Origin of the sequence: Marinomonas pollencensis (assembly GCF_003387375.1) — a bacterium.
GTDB classification, from domain to species: Bacteria; Pseudomonadota; Gammaproteobacteria; order Pseudomonadales; family Marinomonadaceae; genus Marinomonas; species Marinomonas pollencensis.
Genome location: NZ_QUNG01000001.1, coordinates 118,229 through 139,921, shown reverse-complemented (window position 1 = coordinate 139,921; position 21,693 = coordinate 118,229). Strand labels below are relative to the sequence as shown.

Genomic DNA, 21,693 nt, shown 5'->3' with positions numbered 1-21,693 from the left:
CAATGAAGTGGGTTAAACTGGCTTTAGGCTGCCTTTTTGCAGGCTTGCTATTTTCCGGAGTATTGAACCCGATCCTAGCACACCTTTCAGACAAGAACTGGCTGTCGAGCTATTTGGCCGGGCAGGGTTACCAGGGCTATCTCTGGGTTGCATTGGCGGCCTTTGTATTGGTCACAGCGGGTGGTCCTAAGCAAGTAGTGGCTTTTTTATTTGGTTATTTGTACGGCGCATGGTTGGGGACTCTGGCCACCTTGTTGCTGTGTTTAACCGCGGCACTAGCCAATTATTTAATGGCTAGGGTGCTCTTGTCTCATACGCTGGCTCATTACTTTCCTCGGCGTATGAATAAGTTCAATCAGTTTGCCAGTCGTGCTCCTTTTATGAAAATACTAATGCTGCGTTTGCTGCCCGTTGGCAGCAACTTGGTCACCAACTTGTTGTCTGGCAGTGTGGGGGTGCCTTTATGGGCATTCATCAGCGCTAGTGTGCTTGGTTACTTACCGCAAACGGTGATTTTTGCACTCGTAGGTCATGGTATTAATGGCGCCAACCACGCGATGATTTATACCAGTGTAGGCTTGTCGCTATTAAGCTTTGTACTGACCGCATTGATATACCGAGACCACCTTAAATACAAACTCTCTACTTTACAGGTTGAAGGCAAGGCATCATGACGATACCGAAAATGTTTAATAATGACGATTACGCTAAAACACTTTGGTTGCTTCTGTTAATTACCGCGGTCGTCATATTAGCAGGCGTTGGTTTACGTGACCCTTGGCCTGCGGATGAGCCACGTTTTGTGGAAGTCGCGAAAGAAATGGTGAATTCAGGTAATTGGTTTTTTCCTATGCGGGGAGGGGAATTGTACCCAGATAAACCGCCTGTTTTCATGTGGTCTATCGCCGCGCTTTACTGGCTGACTGGCAACTTATCTGCCACTTTTTTGATTCCCAATGCATTGGCAAGTTTGCTGTCGGTATTTTGTGTATATGATATTGCGGCAAAACTTTGGAATGTGAAAACCGCACGTAACGCTGTGCTGTTTTTACTGATTGCACCGCAGTTTATTGATCAAGCCAAAAGTGCTCAGATCGATGCCATGGTAGCCTGCTGGATAACAGTGGCCATGTATGGTTTATTGCGGCACTTTTTCTATAAAGCCAGTATGGCTTGGTATTTGAGCAGTTGGGCTTTTATGGGCCTAGGTATCATAACCAAAGGCGTTGGCTTCTTGCCGTTGTTTTTCTTGTTGCCAGTCCTGGTACTGCATTTCAGCGCAAAGCATCGCTTTAGCAAAGCGCAGGTAAACTGGCGACTTTTGCTGGGCCCAATTGCCATGTTGTTGGTACTGGCCGCTTGGCTGTTGCCCATGCTTTATATTGCGAACACCAGTAGCAATCCTGATTTCTCGGCCTATCGAGATAACATTTTGTTTAAGCAAACAGGCGAGCGCTACGCTAACTCTTGGGGGCACATTAAGCCATGGTATTACTTTGTGGTCAGTGTAATTCCTGCTTTTTGGTTCCCGCTATATGCTTTTTTATTCAGTAAATCATTTTGGCGTAATGTAAAAGTCTCGCCGGCGATGATCAGTTTACTTGCTTGGGTTGTGTTGGTGGTGGTGTTCTTTAGTATCAGCCCTGGGAAACGTGGACTGTATGTTTTGCCTGCGCTGCCTATGATGGCGTTGCTAATGGGCGCTCATGTTAGCCATGTAGGAATCCAGCCTTGGTTTCGGCGCGTGCTGATTGCTGGTGCTATTGTCTTTGGTTCAGTGTTTTTTGTCGCTGCGGGCTTGTGCTTTAGCCATTCTCATATAGTGGCCAAGGAGCTGGGCGATGACACCACGAAATTTGCTTGGTTGTTCCTTGTCACCGGCTTTGTATGGTTAGGTGTCTTGGTTTGGAAGTGGAAATCGATGGACTTATTTGCCTTTGCGGCCGTCTTCTCGATCACTTGGGTGATTTATAGTACTTGGGGTTACACCTTGTTAAACCCTATTCGCACCCCTGCAAAAGGCATCATGGAGAGGGCTCAGCAAGATATTGGGCCAGCGGGAGAGTTAGGGTTAACACGCTTTAAAGAGCAGTTTTTACTCTTCAGCGACATTCCGTTAACGCATTTTAGCTATTTAACCTCCACCCAAGAGCAAGATAGAAACGCTTGGTTGTGGATGCGCGAAAAGCCCAACCGCTTTATCCTGTCGATCCAGGATAGTTCCATGGTGTGTTTTGATGCCAGCAAAGCGACCCAGCTGGGCAAAGCTCATGGACGCCATTGGATACTATTAGGCAAAGACGCCATGGCAGCAAGTTGTAAGGCGCCGGCAACTATCAAGCGTTACCATTTGCCAATGAAGCGAACGTATCAGTAACGGCATAGGCCGGTAATTGGCCGACTATCTACAAGCGAAAAGCCGTTGGCTAAGCAAATAGTGTTACTAAAAAGGTCGTTGCATAATACGTGCAACGGCCTTTTTAGTGTGGTTCAAGTATGACGCCGACATGAGTAAGCAAAATAACTATATGTGTTTTGGCGTATATATTTAACATAAGTGTCATATAAGAGGGGTAGAGTCTGGATACAACTTATTCAGGGGATGCCCAAATGAAACCTATGTACTCTTTGCTTGTCGCTTCGATTTTGTCTGCTAGTTCTGCCCATGCTGCCTTCACTTTAGACAGCCGTTATGTTGATAAAGACAATGACTTGATTGCCGATGTACCAACAGATAAATCTAAGTTATTGGACCCTAGCACACTGATTTTCGCCTATACGCCAGTGGAAGATCCGGCGGTTTATGCGGGTGTATGGTCTGACTTTTTGGCTCATATGGAAAAAGTCACAGGTAAAAAAGTTAAGTTCTTCCCAGTGCAATCTAATGCGGCACAAATCGAGGCAATGCGTGCCGGTCGCCTTCATATTGCTGGTTTTAATACCGGTTCCAACCCATTGGCAGTCGCCTGTGCGGGTTATCGTCCATTTACTATGATGGCGGCAAAAGATGGCTCTTACGGCTATGAGATGGAAATCATCACTTACCCAGGTTCTGGTATTAACACCCCAGAAGATATTAAAGGTAAAAAATTAGCCTTTACTTCACAAACCTCTAACTCAGGTTTTAAAGCCCCTTCAGCGATTCTTAAAGCAGATTTTGATCTGATTCCTGATCGTGACTTTGAACCGATGTTCTCAGGTAAGCACGATAACTCTATTTTAGGTGTGGCGAACAAAGATTACCCAGCTGCCGCGGTGGCAAACTCAGTGTTACACCGTATGGAAGAGCGTGGTGTGGTTAAGGCCGACCAAATCAAATCCATTTACAAGTCACAAACTTTCCCTACCACCAGTTATGGCGTGGCGTATAACTTAACCCCTGAGCTACAAGCAAAAATCAAAGAGGCCTTTTTCACTTATAAGTGGGAAGGTAGCCCGCTGAAGAAAGAGTTTGCTAAAGAAGACAAATTTGTACCGATTACCTTCAAGAAAGAGTGGAGTGTTATCCGTAAAATAGACGAAGCGAATGGCGTTTCTTATAGCTGCCGATAGGGATTTTCTGTGCTTAAAATTGAACATTTAAAGAAACGCTATAAAACCGGACCTTGGGTGTTGAAAGACATCAGTTTTGAGGTCCCTGATGGAGAGATTGTTGGACTTATCGGCCCCAGTGGGGCCGGTAAATCTTCCTTAATCCGTTGTGTAAACCGCTTAATCGACCCGACTGATGGCAATATTCAGCTAGACGATGTGAATCTGAGTAGTTTGTCTGCGGGGAAAATTCGCGAGCAACGCCGTCATATTGGTATGATTTTCCAAGAATACGCTTTGGTGGAACGCTTAAGTGTGATGGAAAATGTGCTGTCTGGTCGGCTTGGTTATTTGCCATTCTGGCGCTCATTTTTACGGCGCTATCCAGAGCAAGATATCGACAATGCGTTTGAATATTTAGAGCGTGTGGGCTTGATTGATCATGCTAATAAGCGCGCTGATGAACTCTCTGGTGGTCAACGTCAACGTGTTGGTATCGCCAGAGCCTTGGCGCAAGACCCGCGTTTATTGTTAGTGGATGAGCCGACGGCCAGTTTGGACCCGAAGACGTCACGTCAGATCATGCGTTTAATACAGTCTATTTGTCGTGAAAAATCCCTATCTGCCATTATCAATATTCACGATGTGCCCCTCGCTATGCAGTTTGTTGACCGTATTATTGGTCTGCAAGGTGGCGAGATTGTGTTTGATGGTAAGCCGGAAGCCTTGACGGAAGACGTGTTAACGCGCATTTATGGTGATGAAGATTGGACGTCGGTTAAGCCGGACGAAGATGACCTCGAAAATGGGGAGGCGGCGTAATGCGCACTTGGCAGCGACCTCATTATCTGGTGCCAGATAAGCGTTGGCGAATCGCCCTTTGGATTGTTTTTGCGCTTTATTTGGTTATAGGGATCAGTAGCGTTGAAGTCAATTGGCAGCGCGCTTATGAAGGCCTAGAGCGTGGTATGCGGTTTATGGAAGGGTTTGTTAACCCTAACTTTTCCCGTCGTGCTGCGGATATCTACTCTGGCATTCTGGAAAGTCTGACCATGACGGTTACCTCCACTGTGGTCGGCATATTATTGTCGATACCCTTTGGTATGGGGGCTGCTCGTAATATTTCACCGAAACCGATTTATCTGTTTTGTCGCTCATTTATTGCGGTTTCTCGTTCTATGCAAGAAGTGATCGTGGCGATTTTCTTAGTGGCTTTGTTCGGCTTTGGCGCTTTTGCTGGGTTTTTAACCCTGACTTACGCGACGATTGGCTTTTTGGGTAAGTTGCTCGCGGAAGAAATTGAAGAAATCGACAATAAGCAGTTGGAAGCCATTTCCTCGACCGGTGCCTCCTGGTTGCAAAGAGTGCACATAGCAATCTGGCCGCAGGTCATGCCGCGGATGATAGGCCTGTCTTTCTACCGTTTTGATATCAACTTTCGTGAATCAGCGGTGATCGGTATTGTTGGTGCTGGTGGTATTGGCGCCACCTTAAACACCTCGATTGACCGTTATGAATACGACTCCGCTGGCGCCATTCTCATTTTGATTATTCTTATTGTGTTGGCGTGTGAATACTTTTCTGGATGGATAAGAAAATGGGTGAGTTAGAACAAAAATTAGTATGGCATGGCCGTACTAAACGCAAAGCATGGATGGTCTGGGGTGGCTGGTTTGCCATTACCCTGTTAACGATATACTGCTGGATGGAAATGACCGAAGACACTATTTGGTTCTTTGTCCTCGATGCGCCAGTGCAAGCGGCGGATTTGATTGACCGAATGTTTCCACCAGAATGGTCATACATTCATCTGCTTTATAAAGCCTTGTGGGATACCTTGAATATTGCCACTTTGGGCACCTTGCTTGGTGTGATTCTAGCGTTTCCAGTGGCCTTTTTAGCGGCTCGAAATACCACCCCTTCGGTTGTGTTTGTGCGTCCTATTGCGCTCTTGATCATTGCTTCATCACGCTCAATTAACTCGCTGATCTGGGCGCTGCTACTAGTGACTATCTTAGGTCCTGGGATTCTTGCGGGTGTGATTGCGATTGGTTTGAGATCGATTGGCTTTGTGGCGAAACTGCTTTATGAAAGCATCGAAGAAGTGAATGGCACCAGTGTGGAGGCGATTGAATCCACCGGTGCATCGCGTTTTCAAACGATCAATTACGCCATTATTCCACAGATATTGCCGGCTTTTTTAGGTATCACTATTTTCCGCTGGGACATTAACATCAGGGAATCGACCATCTTAGGCTTGGTGGGCGCTGGGGGCATAGGTTTGTTTTTATCCTCATCGCTCAACGTGTTAGCTTGGCCACAAGTGACTCTGATTATTCTGGTCATTCTAGCCACCGTAGTGGTGTCTGAGTTCTTATCTGCGAAAGTGCGTGAGCTGCTTATCTGATTATTTTAGACAGCAGACAGAGCCTGACAATCAGCAAAGCCGTTGTATGTTTAGTACAGCGGCTTTGTCGTTTTGGCTCGGCATATTGGGCAATATCGCTACTGGGTAGGGAACAGGGAACGCAGTAGTTTAAGCCCTGCTTCTTCACCCCCTTGGTTGTAGGCATCTAGAAGGGCTGAGCCTAAAATGGCAATGTCTGCTTTGCCTATTAAAGCTTCGATTTGGCGACGTTCTCGCAAGCCAAACCCCACTCCGATTGGGGCATTTGCATGGGCTTTGATCTGGGCTAGGTAGTCATCCACAGAGTTGGTTGAGCCTTTGCCTTCGTGGTTTGAATGGCCAGTCACCCCAGAACGTGCCACACAGTACAAGAACCCGGAGGCTTTGCTTGCCAGCATTTCGAGCCGCGTTTTGGGCGTCACCGGTGTGACTAACCAGATCGGATCAATGTGATTGGCTTCACAAGCGGTGATGTAATCTGCTGACAGTTCAATCGGTAAATCTGGAATGATCAATCCCGGCATATTGATTTCAGCAGCACGTTTGGCAAGCTTATCCAAACCATAGCGATACATGGGGTTTAAGTAGCTCATTAAGACGATACGGCTATTTGGGAAGTCCCGGGTGAGTACTCCCATGTCGGTTAAAAAGTCTTCTACGTTAAGATCTTGTTCTAATGCTTTGTGACAAGCAGCGACAATGCTGGGGCCATCGGCCACCGGATCAGAAAATGGGAATTGGACTTCTACAAAGTCCACCCCTTCAGATAATAAGCGGCTGATCCAAGCCAAACTTTGTTGGCGTGTTGGGTAGCCATAGACCACGTGAGTCATGGACAAAATAGGTTTTGCTTGGCGTTTATCTTGGATAAATTCGGCAAGTTGGCTCATGCTTTTTTCTCCATATCCGCGTGGTAAGTGGCAAGATAGCTACTTAAGAATTGTGGGAAGGTTTCATCTTCAACGGCTTTTGCTACATTGAATATGTCCTTGTCACCTCGTCCTGATAGATTGATTACTATATGGCTGTCTTTCGGCAGGTTTGGCGCATCTTTAAAGGCGCCCGCTAATGCATGAGACGACTCAAGGGCAGGAATAATACCTTCTTTTTTGAGCAATAAAGTACAAGCTTCCACCACGTCATCATCCATGGCGTAGGTCATTTCAATCCGTCCAGTGTCCGCAAGATGCGCAATAATAGGGGATACCCCCACGTAATCTAATCCAGCCGCAATGGAGTGGGTGTCTTGTAATTGCCCTGCATCGTCTTGGATAAATTTGGTGGCAAAGCCTTGGGCTATGCCCTTGGAGCCAAGGTCATGGGACAAGCGAACGGAATGGTCGCCCAGTTTAATACCGCGGCCACCTGCTTCTACACCCACCATAGCAACCTTCTCGTCTTCGAGGAAAGGCAGAAATAAACCACAGGCGTTAGAGCCACCACCCACACAGGCGTACAAGCGATCTGGAAATTGACCAAATTGGTTGATGCTTTGTTCGCGCACTTCGTCACCAATCACGGACTGAAAGAAGGCCACCATTTCAGGGAAGGGCGCACAACCACAGGCAGTACCGATTAGGTAATGGCTTTCTTCATGGCTTGATGACCAGTCGCGAAGGGCTTCATCCAGAGCATCCCGAAGGGTTTGTGAGCCAGTTTCAACAGGCACAACGGTGGCGCCAAGTTGACGCATCCAGAACACATTTGGGTACTGGCGCTCTACGTCTTTCGCGCCCATGTATATGGTGCATTCAAGGCCTAAACGCGCCGCCACAAGCGCAGTTGCAATCCCATGTTGTCCTGCACCCGTTTCGGCAATAACCCGTTTTTTACCCATACGTTTGACCAATAAACCTTGGCCAATCACATTGTTCATTTTATGGGCACCACTGTGGTTAAGGTCTTCACGCTTAAGATAAATTTGCGCACCACCAAAGTGCTCTGTGAGGTTAGCACAGTAGGTCAGTGGCGTTGGTCGGCCAGAGTATTGTTGCCATTGTTTGTGCAGCTCAGCGAGAAACTCTGGGTCATTTTTAGCATCTTCATAGGCTTTTAGTATTTGCTGCTGACTAGCATGAAGAATCTCTGGAATGTAGCTACCGCCGTATTCCCCGTAGAAACCGTTCTCGCTCTGCATTGTGGTGTACTCCTGTCATTTATTAACTAAACGGTATAGTTAATTTAATGCCGATTACTTGATTCGTCAAGAGGTCAACGGCTTTTATCTTCAGCGAGCTCACCCGGCATTAAGCAAGCAGTACTTAGCAGGACAGGCACGCGCGCGCGTTCAAAAAGGCGCCCATGTGTTACACCTTCGCTCCCGCGCAAGCGCAGAGGATCGCTCAGGCATAACCCATGCCCCCCTTAGTCTTTTACTAGGACAGGCACAGTTATCAGGACAGGCACAGTTATTAGGACAGGCATGTTTAAATCCCAGTCGTGGCGGAGGTTAGTAGTTAGCAGTAGTTATCAGGACCAGTACTTAGTAGGACAGGCATAGTTATCAGCAGCAGGGCAGGGCTTGCTCTTAGCTCTCCCCCTTTTCTTCAAGGGGGAGTTGGAGGGGGTTATGCTCTTGGGCTTGAACTTGGTCAGAGGTGATCTCTTTCATAACGCCTTCGCTCCCGCGCAGGCGCGAAGAATCGCTCTGGTGTTATTCGTGAGAGCTTATGTTTTTTTATCGGGGTCATTAACTAGGACAGACATGTTTAACGCTTTGCTAAGCGGCTAAAAATGGCAGGCTATAATAGCAAGGAACGAGCACAGCCAGCTGTTTTTTGTCCTGCTGAATTGGCTTGTTATGCCTTAGACTCGAGAAGCTCATATATCTCATCAGCGATTTCATCTATTGTATGAGTTGCTGTACTACGAGCCACTTTGTCAGCTAAAGACGGACTAAAATCAACAACTTGTTGTTTGGTAATATTGTGCCAAATAGGCAAAAGAACCTGTTCACCTGATACTGTTCTTGTGACAATTCCATCAAGTTCGTAGTTAGTCCAACCTTTTTTAATAAAGGATGGAGATAAAACCACTAAACCTACACGGCTATTAGCTAGCCCTTTATCAATTTTCTGCCTTAGACTATCACCAATTCTAAGTGTCATTTCATCAAACCAAACATTTAAACCTTTGGCAATTAGCGCATTTGCCAAAGGGCGAACTAAATCATCTTTATCTTCGGATGCATGAGATATGAATACATCGTGAGTTTCACCACCAGACTCAAGAGGGGGAGGAACATTATCCCTAACTAGGCTGGGCACTTCTGATAATGGTCGTTCTTGTATTTCAGGTAACATTCCTGGAAGTGTTCTCACTGATGCTTTTGTTGAGCCTCGAAGCCCTTGCATATCCACAGCAACGTACCATCGACCTGAACTTGTTACTTGAAGGTTTACAGGTGATCTTTTAGCTAGCCCACCAATGAATCTATGCTTTCTTCCGTTTTTGTAATTATTAAACTCTGAACTAGTCATTAACCTTACATTGGCACCACTTGTTAGTGTTACTTCAACAATCTCACCCCGTTTGAGGTTTCCTAAGTCGAACTGTAAAAAATCCATTAATATCCTTATTTATATATTGAGCCTTGCGGATGACGAAAGAGGCATAACGCTCAAAGCAGGGGTGCGAAGCCGTCCAGTTTGCCTTTGCTTGTTAGGAAGGGTATTTCTACCGACTCCATACTTATGCTCTATTATTTATTCAAAGAAATCTTGAAACACGCCAAATATACCAGTAGGCAACATTGACCATAACCAACACCAGCTAGACCACGACGTTATTTTAAATAAGGCCTCACCAAAACTAGGAAAAAATGCCGTAAGCAGCAGTGCAGGCACTACAGTAATAACCGTTACCATCATGCTAATTAACATAACGGCCAAGGATATGCTGAACAACTTCTCAGTAACTTTATTGAGTAAACCTTTCATATTTCTTAACTACTATCACGAATCGAAGCTGATGAACTTCCTAACTTCCCACTAAGGGGTGATAATACATGGGCTAAAATTAGGAGCAAAGTGACGCAGCCCATGTGTTAGCGTCACCGCGAGTGCCTTAAGTGGTTTGTTATATTTTTTTACTGGCATACGTTGAGATTAGGAATAGAGCCATTGAACCAGCTAAATTTACAGCCAGCTCTGCATGACGAGCTTGGGGTTTTACTGCTAATCTACCTTGTCCGTGGGCGTCGCCTAATTTATTTCTAAGTGTTCCGAGACCATTAACGATACCAGAGCATCCCCCAAGAATCTGTTTGAATATTTGTTCAGTATGCTGTTCGGGGGCTAGGTTTAATTCTTTAGCCGTCATTTTATAGAGTTCAGACAGTTCAATTGAAGAAGAGTTATAGCTTATTCCTTTATCATCCAGAATGTGCTTACAAACACTTTCTAACATTGACCTTGAGATAGTGATTGCCCCCTCTGGGTCTGATGCTTTTCGTTCAAGAGCCTTTGCCCACGCAAAATGAATACTCTCTGAATCGAAATTACTTAGAACTTCATCAATAGTTTTCTTTGCCGGATGGTCTAAGCCACTTTCGACAAATTCTAATATAGGATTAAAAGAATCCCATATGAATCGCCTACGTTCTGCGTAACTAGGAAACTTTGCCTTTATAAACTCCCAGAACTGAGACAAGTTTCTGTTTGTCTTTATCCAACGAGGCATCATCTCCGAAACAACAGGAGAGTCTAATATTTCCTGCCTGATGATTTGATAGTGCCCATCATTTGCATCACCACCAGTAGCTCTGGCAACTAGTAGGTTCTGAAGGTACTCGACTTTATCTAGCTGGTTTTCTAAATGCTCTAATCCTTGCAAAATAAAAACTTCCTATGAAAAATATAACGATGCCAACCTATGCGCGTCTGCTTGTTTTCCTTGTTATACGATTATTTCACCCATACTCCAAGGTCAAAGTTTATAGTTTTAACTTTTTGTTTGTAATTTGCCTGAGCTAATGCAACGCCAACAGTTGTTAGCTTAATTTTTGACAGCTGTTCCCTACCACCCCATCTTTTAAATAAAATATCAAACTCAGGAACTTTTTCTAATAACCATTTTCTAACTTCACCATGCTTCATGAGGTATGTATTGAAACAGCTCTTTAACCTTTTAATGTCTTCGTTGTCTATCCCCAACCCTTCCGCTTTATTTTCAAGTATGCTTTCATCCATTGAATTAAATTGAAAAAAGTTTACTGCATGAAAGCTTCGCATCAGTAAGGGTTCAAATTCAGACATAGATTTACTAACGATTTTTTCAAACTCTTTGTCATCAAACCCTTTCTGAAACATTGCTGGATAATTCCCCAATATAAGCTCAGGTATACTCTTGTAATAAGAGCTATCCATAAGTGTAACGCAACCACTATAAGCTAGATGCTCAAACCATGAGTGATGGTATTCCACACTGGAATCTACAAACACCAACAACTCTTCATTTATATAGTTTATTAGTTTCTCTAAATTAGTAACACTTGGACGGGAAAGCCGAGTTAAAGCAAAATTTAAAGATAGAATATTTAGCTGTTCATTAGTTAATTTACTAACAACTTCAAGGGCCTCATCAAGCACAATTTGTTTAGTATTACGTTCAGGTGTCGATGCTCTTTGTACTAAAATATCAACCAGCATAAACTCTAGTTTTTCATCGCCTGATTTCGCATACTGCTTTTGAGCCTCATATAATGCAGCCTGCATCGCGGGTTGCTTCATTTCGCTAATAGCAGCTTCATTTTTTTCTTTTAATTCTTCCAGAAAGTTATCTGTTAGCTCTTCAGCTCTATTTCTTGCTACTTCTGCAGCATCTTGCGAAAGCTGTACAAAATTCGACATGTACACATCCAAAGCAATATCTCGCGCATCCGAATAACTGATACCTTGATTTATTACAATAGACTGACCTTGAAGATTTGTAGATGAATCTCCACCTTGCTGCTTTTGAACTTTATCATTTATCATTTTTTTTCACCGATTTTTATATCACCACCGGCTTGATAGTTAGTAGAATTAGCCCCCGACTTCTGTACTTGTTTGGAGTCAGAGTTTTTTCTTAAGACTGATAGAATAAAGATAATTACAGACACACCGACACCACTAAAAATCCATTCTTTATTTTCTATTAACCAATTCATAATACCTCTTAACCGTTTAAGCAACTTGTTATACACTGTACTAATAAGTACGGTTATTTGGTAATGGCTGTTGTAGATAATACCCCGTATTCATAGCCGTTTGAACAGTACCATGCATCTGTGTTTGGTCGTGACGATAGCTTTCGGCAAAATTTTTATTTGATGCTGTATTATAATTTGTATTATTAGTATGTACGGCTGTTTGATAATTTGCCTGAACTTCAGACTCCCTTATTTCTTTTTCTATTAGAGCTTTGTCCGTTTCAGTATCATATTTGCTTTTGAGTTCAAGCAACTTAACATATGCATTTAGCAGCTCATTATTTTCTGGTGAACTTTCGAGAGATTTTTCTAAAAATTCTCTACATTTATTAAAATTTTCACTATTCACTTAGATACTCCAATATATGATTAGGCGTATAACATTTTATTAGTAGGTATGCTCGTTTGCACTTTTAAAAACTCTGAATATCTCTATAATTAACTGATTTTTAATGGTTTTATAAAGCTAACCACAAAATTAACAACCGGCTAAACGAGCATACGCGCTTACACTTTTATCCCCAGCCTCTTATCTCAGTACTGTGAATCATTAGTCATTGATCTTAAAGCCATTTTTTATTTTATTCCAGTGTAAGCACGCAAAAGATAGCCATTCAAAATGGCTATATGAGCAAGCAATAGATTCGTTTAAAAATAACCTTTCTGCTTATTGTTTTTTTCTATCATGAATTGTCTACCTAGCCGCCTTAATGTTGGCCATTAGAGTCCCGTTTTTGTGTTGAGATAGTAATCAACGCGAGCCGGGGTCAAGTCCCTTTAAAGGCAGTGATTTTAGATGTTACCAATTCGGTGGGATTTTAATGGGAAATGACCCCTAAATCCGTCAACAGGACAGGCACAATTAGTTTCGAAGAAAAATACCGATTGAGCTGGATGCTAGCAAGTTAAGTGGTTGCTCGCCGAGGTCAAGTCCCTTTAAACACGGCGGCTGTTAATGATTTTTTTAATGATAAGCCTTGCTGGCGACGTCGCCCCAGAGGCTTTCTATTTTGTTATCTCGGCCACAGCTGCTGCGGTAAAAGCGGTAACGAAACGGATTCTTTTTGTAGTAATCCTGGTGGTATTCTTCCGCGGGGTAAAAGGTCGTAGCGGGCAGTATTTCGGTGACTATTTTGGCGTTAAAAGGTTTGTTGGCTTCGACATTTTTTAAGGCAGTATCGAACACGGCTTTTTGCTCTTCGTTTTGATAAAACATGGCGGTTTTATAGGGAGCACCTTTGTCACAAAATTGGCCGTTTGGATCTGTTGGGTCGATGGTTTTCCAGAAGTAGTCGGATAGGCTTGCAAGGGAGACTTGAGTATCGTCGTATTTGATTATAACGGCTTCAAAGTGGCCTGTTTGTTTGCCTGACACTTGGCCATAGGTTGGGTTTTTTGTGTGACCACCAATATAGCCAGACTCTACCTCTAGTACACCAGGCACTTTTTCGAAGTCCGATTCCACACACCAAAAACAACCGCCAGCGACTATCATGGTTTGTGTGTCAGCAGTGGCGGCGCTCATGTAAAAAACAGTACCAGTGAGTGCCCCAAGCCCGATTATTGTTCTTAGCCGCTTTGTTATTGTCATAATAAAGACCTCATTTGTTCAAGTTTCTAGTGGTATTGTCTTTAGACGTAGCAGGGAGGAGGCTTATTACAGTGAAATCAGGCTTGTATGAAAATAGTGCTTTTTAATGTTTCGCATACGCAGATGTAAGCCGTTTTATTAGCCATGTATTAGGCTTTTTCTTTTTCTCCATATTCAATACTATTATTGGCGGTATCTTTGCCGTTTTCTAGACAAATTTATTTAGGGTATTTCCATGCTTACTAATAGGCGCTTAGCCATTATTCCTTTTTCTGTTGCTTTAGGTTTGTTGTCTGGCTGCAGCTACTTTGTTGGCAATGGGGCGGCAGCGTCTGAGGCTGCATCTGTGAACTCGACGCCAGCGGTAAAATATGTGTTAACCGATACCGGACAAGATGCTTGTTATGACAATGATGGCGATGCAATAACGTGTCCTGTGGTGGGTAGCAAGCTTTATGGTCAAGATGCTCAATACCAAGGTATCCAAAACTCTTTTACAGATAATGGCGATAAAACGGTAACCGACAACAACACGGGCTTAATCTGGCAGCAAACCCCAGATTTTAAACATCATTCTTATGAAGGCGCGATTGCGTACTGTGGCAGTTTGAATGTGGCGGGTTACTCAGATTGGCGTTTACCAAGAATCAAAGAGCTTTATTCTATTGCTGATTTTAATGGTGAAATTGTTGACCCTCGGGATGAAACGAAAAATACGCCTTATATTGATACTCAGTATTTTGATTTTCAATACGATAAAAGAATGGCTTACATCGGGCAGTACTGGTCCATTACCAAGTATACCTTAGGGCCTTTGCATGATACCCAGAATGTGGATGCCGCGTTTGGCTTTAATTTTGCCGATGGTCATATCAAAGGTTATGAAACAGGTTATGAATTTGCTAGCAAGAAGCAGGGCGTTTTTGCTCCGGGCAATTTTGTTCGCTGTGTGCGCGGTGAAGAGAATGTCTACGGGGTTAACCATTTTGTCGATAATCAAGACGGTACAGTGACCGATGAAGCAACCGGGTTAATGTGGCAACAAGCCGATGATGGCAACCGTAGAAACTGGCAAGATGCTTTGTCTTATGCTGAGAATTCAACCTTTGCTGGGTATTCGGATTGGCGTTTGCCAAATATTAAAGAGCTGCAAAGCATTGTCGAATATGGTGGGCAGGTGGGTGATTGGCCTGCGATAGATACCAGGTTCTTCACCTTGAGTAGTAAAAATACCGTCGCCGACCCTATGTGGGTGTGGTCAAGCACTACGCAGGGAGATTTTAAATATTCAGCGGATTACATCTCGTTTGGCAAGGCTTTTAGTAAGAAAAACTCCTCTGCTACAACCTACTATGACTGGCATGGCGCTGGTGCTCAGCGAAGTGATCCTAAATCGGGCACACCTGCTGAATATGAAATGGCGTCTGAGAATGCTGCCGATTTGGTGATGACAAAGAACTATACTTTAATGGTCCGCAACACGAGCCAGTAGAGGGCTATTCTCGGCACGATACCTCCTATCAGGTCGCGTTGCGGGGGATTCTCTAATTTTATTAGGGAATGATTCAAACGCGAGCTTGTATTAACCCTGTCGGTAAGCCGATATCATTATGGGACGTTGCTATCGCAGTGACTTTTCATGGTTATAACGGCTTTACCGGTGTCCTTCTTGTTATTTTTACAGCATGCGCAATAGCGCTTTTTCTTCCTATCGGACGCCCGTCGCTTTTCTAATCCCCATTAAACGTGAAGTAAGATGTTAGGTATTACTCATGAATATCCGATTTGACCATCTTTCATTAAGCGCAAAACACCCAGAAGTCATGAGAGATTTCTTAGTCGAGTTATTAGGGCTGAAAGTGGGCAAGCGTTCTCAGTTAAATTTTAAAGGCTATTTTCTGTTTGCCGGTGATAAAGACGTTATCCATATTTTTGGCCAACCCATGAGGCGGGGCGTAGAGCAAGATTCGTTGCTATATGCAGAGCAAAACATTGTTCATCACGTGAGTTTTTTCTGTGATGACTATCAGGAAGTCTTGGCGCGAGTTGAGCGCATGGGGCTGGCGCATTCGATCGCTGCCGTACCTGATTCCCCTGTTAAGCAGATCTTCGTTCGCGCCCCTGAAAACCTCATACTTGAAATACAAGGAATTCCTCAATAATGAAACAGATCAATCCAGAAGATTTTTTCGTTGCCGCCTATGAGTCAGGCAGAGTTTCACAACGGTTGCCGCTGTGGGGGAGTGCAAGCGATAACCCTTTGTCCTTGGCAAGCGGTTCGTCAAACCAGATTGAGCGTAAAGAAATTGCCGGTGTTCCAGGGGCTTTTCAGTTATTAAATGTGTTTAGTGAAGAGGAATGCAAAGCCTTTATTCAAGCGACAGAAACCATGGGCTATACCGAAGATGCGGCTGTGTCTCTTGGTCGTAATGTGCGTCACAATATGAACCTCAATTGGATCATAGATGAGGTTACAGAACGGACAATTTGGCAGCGTATTTCACCTTTTTTAGCTAAAGAAGCGGCCCAACTCGAAAGAGCCGCACTGGGGTTGAATCAGCGCTGTCGTTTTTATCGTTATCAATCGGGGGATTTTTTCGGTATTCATACGGACGGTGCATGGCCTGGCAGCAGGATTATTAATGGTCAGCCCGTGGTTGACTCTTTTGGCGATCGTTATAGTTTATACACCTGTTTGATTTTCTTAAGTGAAGATTTTAGCGGAGGGGAGACCCAGTTTCTGGTGGATCAGGATGACCCTAGTTTGCCGGCGAGAAAGCTGAAAAACGCTCAGCAGGTAGAGGTTCGTACTCCAGTAGGCGGCTTGCTTTTCTTTCCCCATGGTAGCCATCCATTACATTGCTTACATGGCTCTACTATCATTACTGAAGGGGTTAAATACATTATTCGCAGTGATGTGTTGTTTGCGCTGTAACGTGCGCTGCAACAGAGTCATGGTGAGCTTGTAGGCTTTTTTCCATCCTACTCCAATAACTTAGGTGAAAATGAAACATTTTTGAATCAATGGGTTAGAATGTTTCACAAGATCAAAAGTGATGAGGAGAAGGGTGTGGCCCGAGGAAGACCCAGTAAAAAGGGCGAGATTGTCAGTGCGGCGACTGAGCTGTTTACCCAAAAAGGCTATCAAGGTACCAGTGTTGACCAAGTTGTGGTCACAGCGGCGGTGTCTAAGCCGACCGTATACAGCAATTTCCCGACTAAGTTGGTGTTGTGGGAGTCGGTTCTAGAAGCGATTATCGAGCAGGCAAATACCGAAATGTCGCAAGCGTTAGTAGCGCAGCAAAATCATGTTTCTTCATCGAGTGAGCTGAATTCAGTGATTAGCGGCTGGATTAGCTTGTGGAAAGTCTGGTCAAGCCGCTCTGAGCGCTTGGCTGTGTATCGCATTCTATTGGGCGAACAGCATAAAATGGCGGCGACCACAGTGAGCTTGTTTGCCCAGTTTGAAGCCGTTTTAGAAAAAGTATTACTGGCTTGGTTAGAAGCGCATCAGATGCCAGTTACTCATTTTTTTGCGCTAAAGGCGATCAGTAAAGAGGCGCTATTAACGCCAACACTGTTACATCAAGACGCCTTATCAGACGACGACTTAGTGAGTCAGTTAAGCGTGTTCATTAATGCAAAGGCCGAGTCATAGCTCGGCCTTTTCGTATTAGAAGCTGTGTTTAACAAATGATGCTTCGTTTCTAAACAGACTTTTCGTCGCTAAACAGACTCAGCCTCACTAAGCTCTTCTTCTGTTTCTTCAATCCTGCCTTTTTCAGCCCAGTACATAATCCCTATTGCAATGCTACCAAAGACAGTGAACCCACCAGCAATCGGGATCAATGTATTATCGTACATCTGGCCAATCACGGTGCCAATCACCATAGACATAATCGAGGAAACCGAGCCGATGACCGCAGAAGCAATGCCCGCCACGTGCCCCATTGGCTCCATTGCTAATGAGTTGATGTTGCCAAATAGTAAGCCAAAGCAGAAGAAAAACACCGCCGCGTAGAGTAAGAACATCCACAAAGTGATAGTGACAAAGGCGTGCAGGCTCAAAAAGATCGCTGATGCGATGACAACGCAATAAATGCCACGAAAGGCAATGTGTTTTGCCCCGTGCTTTTCGACAATGCGCGAGTTAATGAGTGAGGAAATGGCCAACACAACCGCCAGCATGCCAAAATAAAGAGCAAACAAAGCGCCGGTTTTAAACTGTACTTGGAAGATTTGTTGAGCCGAGTTTAAATAGCCAATAAAACTGCCAAAAAATAACCCCATGCAAATGGTGTAGCTGGCGGTGATGCGGTTGGTTAGCACTTCTCTGAAGCCTTCGTAAAAGCCTTTTTGGGTAAAGGGAATTCGATGCTCTTTGGGAAGGGTCTCTTTTAAGCGCAGCATAATCCAAGCAATTAAAATAACCGCATAAATAAGGTACATCTCAAAGATACCTCGCCAATCATCTAAGATGAGGATCGCCTGCCCAAGCGTGGGAGCGAGTGCGGGCACCAACATAAAAATCATCATCACTAAGGACATAATGCGCGCCATCTGTGAGCCGTGGTATAAATCACGAACCAAAGAAATAGCAGAAATATAAGGCCCAGCAACGCCTAAGCCCTGAATGAAACGCCCAAACATAAGGGTTTCCATACTATTGGCTTGGTAGCAAATTACGGTGCCAATAAGGTAGATGCCAAAACCACCAAAGAGCACGGGGCGCCGTCCCAGTGAGTCAGACAAAGGGCCGCAAATAAGCTGGCCAATTGCCATGCCTAAGAACAACATGCTGATCAGTAATTGAGGTTGGTTCGCTGAGGCAGCGGCTAAGTCCTTGCCGATAATGCCAAGCGCAGGCAGCAGTGCATCGATTGAGATGGCAACAATCGACATCAACATCGCCACCAAAATAGTAAATTCTTTTGACGACATGCCTGATGAGGTGCTGTTTTGATGATTTTCCATAATGTATCCAAGTTAAAGGCAATAAAGAGATGCCGCTGAAAAACGGGCTAGATATTATAACCTAATATTCTCCTCAAGCAGGTATTTATGGTGAATAACGAAGGGCTGTTGGGCGACCAATTCTTCTTAAATGCGCCTCGGGCAAAGGCGTTTTTATGGTGGGCGTCGAGCGAAATGAATTCAGATTACTTCCCAGAGTATGTTTTCACTCTATACTTTACATTGGCCGCTAGTTCCTCGGGCAAAATCTTCAGGCCGTACTAAAAGGGAGGATTTATGTCTCATAGCGAAGAAGAGAAAATCACATTAGAGCATCAAGCCGCTAAATTGTTTATGCGCTGGTACGAACGCAATACGGGTAAGCATATTCGCCATATTTGGCATAATGATCCGATTCGCCCAGATGTTTCTTGTCTATTGGAGGGAGAGCGATTAGATCTTGAGATCGCACACCTATATGGTGATGAAGCGGAAGCCATGGCCATTTTAGGACGCAACTTAACCGACAAAACTCGTGAGGTGTTGCATAAGTTGGAAAGTGAACCAACCGACAGTCGATTGTTGCAGTCTCTGAATCGAATTTTAGAGAATAAATCCAAAAAAAAGTACCGATCTAAGCGAGTTTGGTTAGTGATACGTAATGCCCACCCCGCGTGGAGCAAAGAAGACATTAAGGCGCTTGAACACTTGATTACGATACCTGAGCCCCATGCCTTTGAGAAAGTATGGATCGTCGGAGATATGGCAGGAGAAACAGGAATCGTACGACTCTATCCTTAGAGTCAGGTAGTCGATGATGGTGGATTGGTAAGGGTTATCGACGCGCCATTCGATACGTTTACCAGTGCGGCTATTTTTTGCTTTTCTTGATTTTTTTGATCTGCAGTATAGCGATGGTCAACGCCAAGCCAAGAAACAAAATGGCAAAAACGCCTAATGAGAGAGTTGCATAATTCATGGTAAAGGGTCCTATTTTAGATGCTGGCATTGTAGCAGAAGCCGGCACCTTGGAAAATCTCCGAATACGTTCTTATTAAAGACGTGTTAGAGCGCAATAATTTGCCCTGCGAACTCATCTACCTTCTGCCAATCGGTATAATCAATGGAGCTGTCCAGTGCCGTTGGGCCTTTTGTCATCCACATGATCATACGAATCATTTGCCGGTCAAAAAAACGGTATTGCTGATAATCCACCTTGCCCGCAAAGATGCCTGTTAAGCTAGGTTGCCAGTCGCACTCAGAGAGCAGCTTTTGCAAATAGGGGTTGCTTTCAGGGGTGTTTTTCTCGGCTTTTCGAGCCACTAGATTGACGCTAAAAATAGCGCATTTCTTGGTGTTTAATAGCGCTCTATTATCAGTAATAAATTGGCCAACATTGGCTCTGTGTTTACCGTAGCGAATGCTGGCACCAATGACGATTTTCTCATATTCATCGAGCTGAGCAGTGGTCAGTTCGAGCCCATCAAGGGACGCCAGTCTGACCTTATGTTGCGGGCCAAGCTGATTCGCCAGGCGCTGACAAATAGCCTGAGTGTGGCCGTCGACGCTAGAATAGAGCATGAGAGTGTGAGTCATAAAGCACCAATCAAATGATTAAAATAGGGTGGCGGAACATATAGGCTTCATTCTAAGCAAAAAAAGGCGCTCAACAGAACACCTTTTTCACACAGGAAGCGATAGCTAAAGTGCCTCGACTAGCGCTGGTGGACGCATTGCCCAGCAGAATAAGTTGCTTTAATGGCTCGGTCATCGCCAAGGGTCATGAAAACAAACAGGCTTTCTTCAATGCCTTTTGATAGAGCAAGGCGTGAGCTAAGTAAAGGGGTGGCCTTTTTATCGAGGATGACAAAGTCAGCTTCAGTGCCCACCGCCAAGTTGCCAATTTTGTCTTCTAGACGCAAGGCTTTAGCGCCGCCTAAAGTAGCTAAATAAAGGGATTTAATTGGGCTGAGGTTTTCATTTTGCAATTGAATGACCTTATAGGCTTCATTTAAGGTTTGCAGCATGGAGAAGCTGGTACCGCCGCCGACGTCCGTTCCCATACCAACGTTAACCTTATGTTCTTCTGCCTTATTTAGTTTAAACAAACCACTGCCAATAAAGAGGTTGGAAGTCGGGCAAAAAGCGATTGCCGAGCCAGTCTCATGCAAGCGATGGTACTCGCTGTCGCATAAGTGAATACCATGGGCAAACACCGAGCGTTCGCTTAAAAGCTTATGTTGGTCGTATACGTCCAGGTAGTTTTTACTCTCTGGAAACAGGTCTTGTACCCAGGCACACTCGTCTTTATTTTCTGACAGGTGTGTGTGCATATAAACATCGTCGTACTCGTTGAGCAGTTTGCCCGCGAGTTTAAGTTGCTCGTCTGAGCTGGTTGGCGCAAAGCGTGGGGTAATAGCATAGTGCAAGCGCCCCTTGTTATGCCAAGTGTCGATCAGCTCTTTGCTTTCTTGGTAACTGGTTTCTGGCGTGTCGGTTAGAAAATCCGGCGCATTACGATCCATCATTACCTTGCCACAAATCATTCGCAGGTTATGCACTTCACTGGCTTCAAAGAAAGCGTCCACAGACACTTTATGTACCGTGCCAAACACGAGAGCCGTGGTGGTGCCGTTACGTAATAACTCTTTTAAGAAGCGATCAGCTACGTCACGGGCGTGGGTTTTGTCGTGAAATTTACCTTCTTCTGGAAAGGTATAGGTGTTTAACCAGGTCAGCAGTTGTTCACCGTAAGAGCCGATCATGTCGGTTTGCGGGTAGTGAATATGGGTGTCGATGAATCCTGGGGTGATCAAACCATCTGGGTGGTGTTCGACAAGAGTGTCGCAGTCGAGTGTAGGCAATAGATCGGCAGCATGACCAATGGCTTGAATTTTGTCGTCTTTGACAATCAGCATACCATCTTCGAAATATTCATAGGCCTGCTCAACACCCACTTCTTTAGGGTCTGCAATACAATGTATTATGGCTGAGCGCCAGGCTTTAAGTTGACTCATTAGG

23 protein-coding genes are annotated in these 21,693 nt (G+C 44.5%); 11 read left to right on the top strand and 12 right to left on the bottom strand.

Annotated features, from left to right (window positions below; translation table 11 throughout):
* Positions 1 to 2 precede the first annotated feature (2 nt).
* The 6 genes from DFP81_RS00650 (at position 3) to phnE (DFP81_RS00625) (ending at position 5,938) form a co-directional block, all read left to right on the top strand.
* Entirely contained in the window at positions 3 to 674 is a 672-nt protein-coding gene (locus tag DFP81_RS00650; protein WP_115895834.1) for a TVP38/TMEM64 family protein, read from the top strand.
* Positions 671 to 2,377, top strand: a complete 1,707-nt coding sequence (locus DFP81_RS00645) for an ArnT family glycosyltransferase (RefSeq protein ID WP_115895833.1) — start codon at positions 671 to 673, stop codon at positions 2,375 to 2,377. Before DFP81_RS00650 ends, DFP81_RS00645 begins: the two co-directional genes overlap by 4 nt.
* Before the next feature lie 233 nt (positions 2,378 to 2,610).
* Positions 2,611 to 3,552 (top strand): phosphate/phosphite/phosphonate ABC transporter substrate-binding protein, encoded by a 942-nt coding sequence (gene phnD, locus DFP81_RS00640; protein ID WP_115895832.1) that lies wholly within the window; start codon positions 2,611 to 2,613, stop codon positions 3,550 to 3,552.
* A 9-nt stretch (positions 3,553 to 3,561) separates the two neighbouring features.
* Positions 3,562 to 4,353 carry a phosphonate ABC transporter ATP-binding protein gene (gene phnC / locus DFP81_RS00635; RefSeq protein WP_115895831.1) on the top strand — a complete coding sequence of 264 codons (792 nt, stop codon included), beginning with the start codon at positions 3,562 to 3,564 and terminating at the stop codon, positions 4,351 to 4,353.
* Positions 4,353 to 5,141, top strand: coding sequence for a phosphonate ABC transporter, permease protein PhnE (gene phnE, locus DFP81_RS00630; protein ID WP_115895830.1), 789 nt, complete (start codon positions 4,353 to 4,355; stop codon positions 5,139 to 5,141). Before phnC ends, phnE (DFP81_RS00630) begins: the two co-directional genes overlap by 1 nt.
* Positions 5,129 to 5,938 carry a phosphonate ABC transporter, permease protein PhnE gene (gene phnE, locus DFP81_RS00625; protein WP_115895829.1) on the top strand — a complete coding sequence of 270 codons (810 nt, stop codon included), beginning with the start codon at positions 5,129 to 5,131 and terminating at the stop codon, positions 5,936 to 5,938. Before phnE (DFP81_RS00630) ends, phnE (DFP81_RS00625) begins: the two co-directional genes overlap by 13 nt.
* Before the next feature lie 98 nt (positions 5,939 to 6,036).
* Here the strand turns inward: phnE (DFP81_RS00625) and trpA are convergent, their stop codons facing one another.
* The 9 genes from trpA to msrA form a co-directional block, all read right to left on the bottom strand.
* Entirely contained in the window at positions 6,037 to 6,828 is a 792-nt protein-coding gene (gene trpA / locus DFP81_RS00620) for a tryptophan synthase subunit alpha (RefSeq protein ID WP_115895828.1), read from the bottom strand.
* Positions 6,825 to 8,075 (bottom strand): tryptophan synthase subunit beta, encoded by a 1,251-nt coding sequence (trpB, locus tag DFP81_RS00615; RefSeq protein WP_115895827.1) that lies wholly within the window; start codon positions 8,073 to 8,075, stop codon positions 6,825 to 6,827. Before trpB ends, trpA begins: the two co-directional genes overlap by 4 nt.
* A gap of 661 nt (positions 8,076 to 8,736) precedes the next feature.
* Positions 8,737 to 9,504 (bottom strand): DUF1883 domain-containing protein, encoded by a 768-nt coding sequence (locus DFP81_RS00610; RefSeq protein WP_115895826.1) that lies wholly within the window; start codon positions 9,502 to 9,504, stop codon positions 8,737 to 8,739.
* A gap of 138 nt (positions 9,505 to 9,642) precedes the next feature.
* Positions 9,643 to 9,876 (bottom strand): hypothetical protein, encoded by a 234-nt coding sequence (locus DFP81_RS00605; RefSeq protein ID WP_115895825.1) that lies wholly within the window; start codon positions 9,874 to 9,876, stop codon positions 9,643 to 9,645.
* A gap of 139 nt (positions 9,877 to 10,015) precedes the next feature.
* On the bottom strand, positions 10,016 to 10,771 hold the full coding sequence (locus DFP81_RS18415) for an abortive infection family protein (protein WP_245959041.1): 756 nt from the start codon (positions 10,769 to 10,771) through the stop codon (positions 10,016 to 10,018).
* Between the two features lie 71 nt (positions 10,772 to 10,842).
* Positions 10,843 to 11,913 (bottom strand): LPO_1073/Vpar_1526 family protein, encoded by a 1,071-nt coding sequence (locus tag DFP81_RS00595; RefSeq protein ID WP_115895823.1) that lies wholly within the window; start codon positions 11,911 to 11,913, stop codon positions 10,843 to 10,845.
* Entirely contained in the window at positions 11,910 to 12,086 is a 177-nt protein-coding gene (locus DFP81_RS18155) for a hypothetical protein (RefSeq protein WP_181903016.1), read from the bottom strand. Before DFP81_RS18155 ends, DFP81_RS00595 begins: the two co-directional genes overlap by 4 nt.
* Before the next feature lie 40 nt (positions 12,087 to 12,126).
* Entirely contained in the window at positions 12,127 to 12,477 is a 351-nt protein-coding gene (locus DFP81_RS00590) for a hypothetical protein (protein WP_115895822.1), read from the bottom strand.
* A gap of 615 nt (positions 12,478 to 13,092) precedes the next feature.
* The gene (msrA, locus tag DFP81_RS00585; protein WP_115895821.1) at positions 13,093 to 13,719 is read right to left on the bottom strand and encodes a peptide-methionine (S)-S-oxide reductase MsrA; all 627 of its coding nucleotides are present in this window, start codon (positions 13,717 to 13,719) and stop codon (positions 13,093 to 13,095) included.
* 235 nt (positions 13,720 to 13,954) lie between these two features.
* On the opposite strand from msrA, the gene DFP81_RS00580 reads away from it, so the two are divergent.
* The 4 genes from DFP81_RS00580 to DFP81_RS00565 all read left to right on the top strand — a co-directional run bounded on the left by DFP81_RS00580 (position 13,955) and on the right by DFP81_RS00565 (position 17,377).
* Positions 13,955 to 15,211 carry an Lcl C-terminal domain-containing protein gene (locus DFP81_RS00580; protein WP_115895820.1) on the top strand — a complete coding sequence of 419 codons (1,257 nt, stop codon included), beginning with the start codon at positions 13,955 to 13,957 and terminating at the stop codon, positions 15,209 to 15,211.
* Positions 15,212 to 15,491: 280 nt separating this feature from the next.
* Positions 15,492 to 15,881 (top strand): VOC family protein, encoded by a 390-nt coding sequence (locus DFP81_RS00575; RefSeq protein WP_115895819.1) that lies wholly within the window; start codon positions 15,492 to 15,494, stop codon positions 15,879 to 15,881.
* On the top strand, positions 15,881 to 16,654 hold the full coding sequence (locus DFP81_RS00570; RefSeq protein WP_115895818.1) for a prolyl hydroxylase family protein: 774 nt from the start codon (positions 15,881 to 15,883) through the stop codon (positions 16,652 to 16,654). Before DFP81_RS00575 ends, DFP81_RS00570 begins: the two co-directional genes overlap by 1 nt.
* 135 nt (positions 16,655 to 16,789) lie before the next feature.
* Positions 16,790 to 17,377, top strand: coding sequence for a TetR/AcrR family transcriptional regulator (locus DFP81_RS00565; RefSeq protein ID WP_115896248.1), 588 nt, complete (start codon positions 16,790 to 16,792; stop codon positions 17,375 to 17,377).
* A gap of 68 nt (positions 17,378 to 17,445) precedes the next feature.
* Here DFP81_RS00565 and DFP81_RS00560 read toward each other — a convergent pair whose 3' ends face one another.
* Positions 17,446 to 18,693: a multidrug effflux MFS transporter gene (locus tag DFP81_RS00560; RefSeq protein WP_115895817.1), complete on the bottom strand. Its 1,248-nt coding sequence runs from the start codon at positions 18,691 to 18,693 to the stop codon at positions 17,446 to 17,448.
* A gap of 276 nt (positions 18,694 to 18,969) precedes the next feature.
* Between DFP81_RS00560 and DFP81_RS00555 the strand changes: the two genes are divergently transcribed.
* Positions 18,970 to 19,473: a hypothetical protein gene (locus tag DFP81_RS00555; RefSeq protein ID WP_115895816.1), complete on the top strand. Its 504-nt coding sequence runs from the start codon at positions 18,970 to 18,972 to the stop codon at positions 19,471 to 19,473.
* A gap of 264 nt (positions 19,474 to 19,737) precedes the next feature.
* On the opposite strand, the gene hemG is transcribed toward DFP81_RS00555, so the two are convergent.
* Both hemG and guaD read right to left on the bottom strand, forming a co-directional pair.
* Positions 19,738 to 20,268 (bottom strand): menaquinone-dependent protoporphyrinogen IX dehydrogenase, encoded by a 531-nt coding sequence (gene hemG, locus DFP81_RS00550; RefSeq protein WP_115895815.1) that lies wholly within the window; start codon positions 20,266 to 20,268, stop codon positions 19,738 to 19,740.
* 119 nt (positions 20,269 to 20,387) lie between these two features.
* A complete protein-coding gene (gene guaD, locus DFP81_RS00545; protein ID WP_115895814.1) occupies positions 20,388 to 21,689 on the bottom strand; it encodes a guanine deaminase in 1,302 nt (433 codons plus the stop codon).
* Positions 21,690 to 21,693: the final 4 nt, after the last annotated feature.

Coding starts and splice junctions, on each gene's coding strand:
- DFP81_RS00650 (WP_115895834.1), top strand. CDS start 3: ATGAAGTGGGTTAAACTGGCTTTAGGCTGCCTTTTTGCAGGCTTGCTA.
- DFP81_RS00645 (WP_115895833.1), top strand. CDS start 671: ATGACGATACCGAAAATGTTTAATAATGACGATTACGCTAAAACACTT.
- phnD (WP_115895832.1), top strand. CDS start 2,611: ATGAAACCTATGTACTCTTTGCTTGTCGCTTCGATTTTGTCTGCTAGT.
- phnE (WP_115895830.1), top strand. CDS start 4,353: ATGCGCACTTGGCAGCGACCTCATTATCTGGTGCCAGATAAGCGTTGG.
- phnE (WP_115895829.1), top strand. CDS start 5,129: ATGGGTGAGTTAGAACAAAAATTAGTATGGCATGGCCGTACTAAACGC.
- trpA (WP_115895828.1), bottom strand. CDS start 6,828: ATGAGCCAACTTGCCGAATTTATCCAAGATAAACGCCAAGCAAAACCT.
- trpB (WP_115895827.1), bottom strand. CDS start 8,075: ATGCAGAGCGAGAACGGTTTCTACGGGGAATACGGCGGTAGCTACATT.
- DFP81_RS00610 (WP_115895826.1), bottom strand. CDS start 9,504: ATGGATTTTTTACAGTTCGACTTAGGAAACCTCAAACGGGGTGAGATT.
- DFP81_RS00605 (WP_115895825.1), bottom strand. CDS start 9,876: ATGAAAGGTTTACTCAATAAAGTTACTGAGAAGTTGTTCAGCATATCC.
- DFP81_RS00595 (WP_115895823.1), bottom strand. CDS start 11,913: ATGATAAATGATAAAGTTCAAAAGCAGCAAGGTGGAGATTCATCTACA.
- DFP81_RS18155 (WP_181903016.1), bottom strand. CDS start 12,086: ATGAATTGGTTAATAGAAAATAAAGAATGGATTTTTAGTGGTGTCGGT.
- msrA (WP_115895821.1), bottom strand. CDS start 13,719: ATGACAATAACAAAGCGGCTAAGAACAATAATCGGGCTTGGGGCACTC.
- DFP81_RS00580 (WP_115895820.1), top strand. CDS start 13,955: ATGCTTACTAATAGGCGCTTAGCCATTATTCCTTTTTCTGTTGCTTTA.
- DFP81_RS00575 (WP_115895819.1), top strand. CDS start 15,492: ATGAATATCCGATTTGACCATCTTTCATTAAGCGCAAAACACCCAGAA.
- DFP81_RS00570 (WP_115895818.1), top strand. CDS start 15,881: ATGAAACAGATCAATCCAGAAGATTTTTTCGTTGCCGCCTATGAGTCA.
- DFP81_RS00560 (WP_115895817.1), bottom strand. CDS start 18,693: ATGGAAAATCATCAAAACAGCACCTCATCAGGCATGTCGTCAAAAGAA.
- DFP81_RS00555 (WP_115895816.1), top strand. CDS start 18,970: ATGTCTCATAGCGAAGAAGAGAAAATCACATTAGAGCATCAAGCCGCT.
- hemG (WP_115895815.1), bottom strand. CDS start 20,268: ATGACTCACACTCTCATGCTCTATTCTAGCGTCGACGGCCACACTCAG.
- guaD (WP_115895814.1), bottom strand. CDS start 21,689: ATGAGTCAACTTAAAGCCTGGCGCTCAGCCATAATACATTGTATTGCA.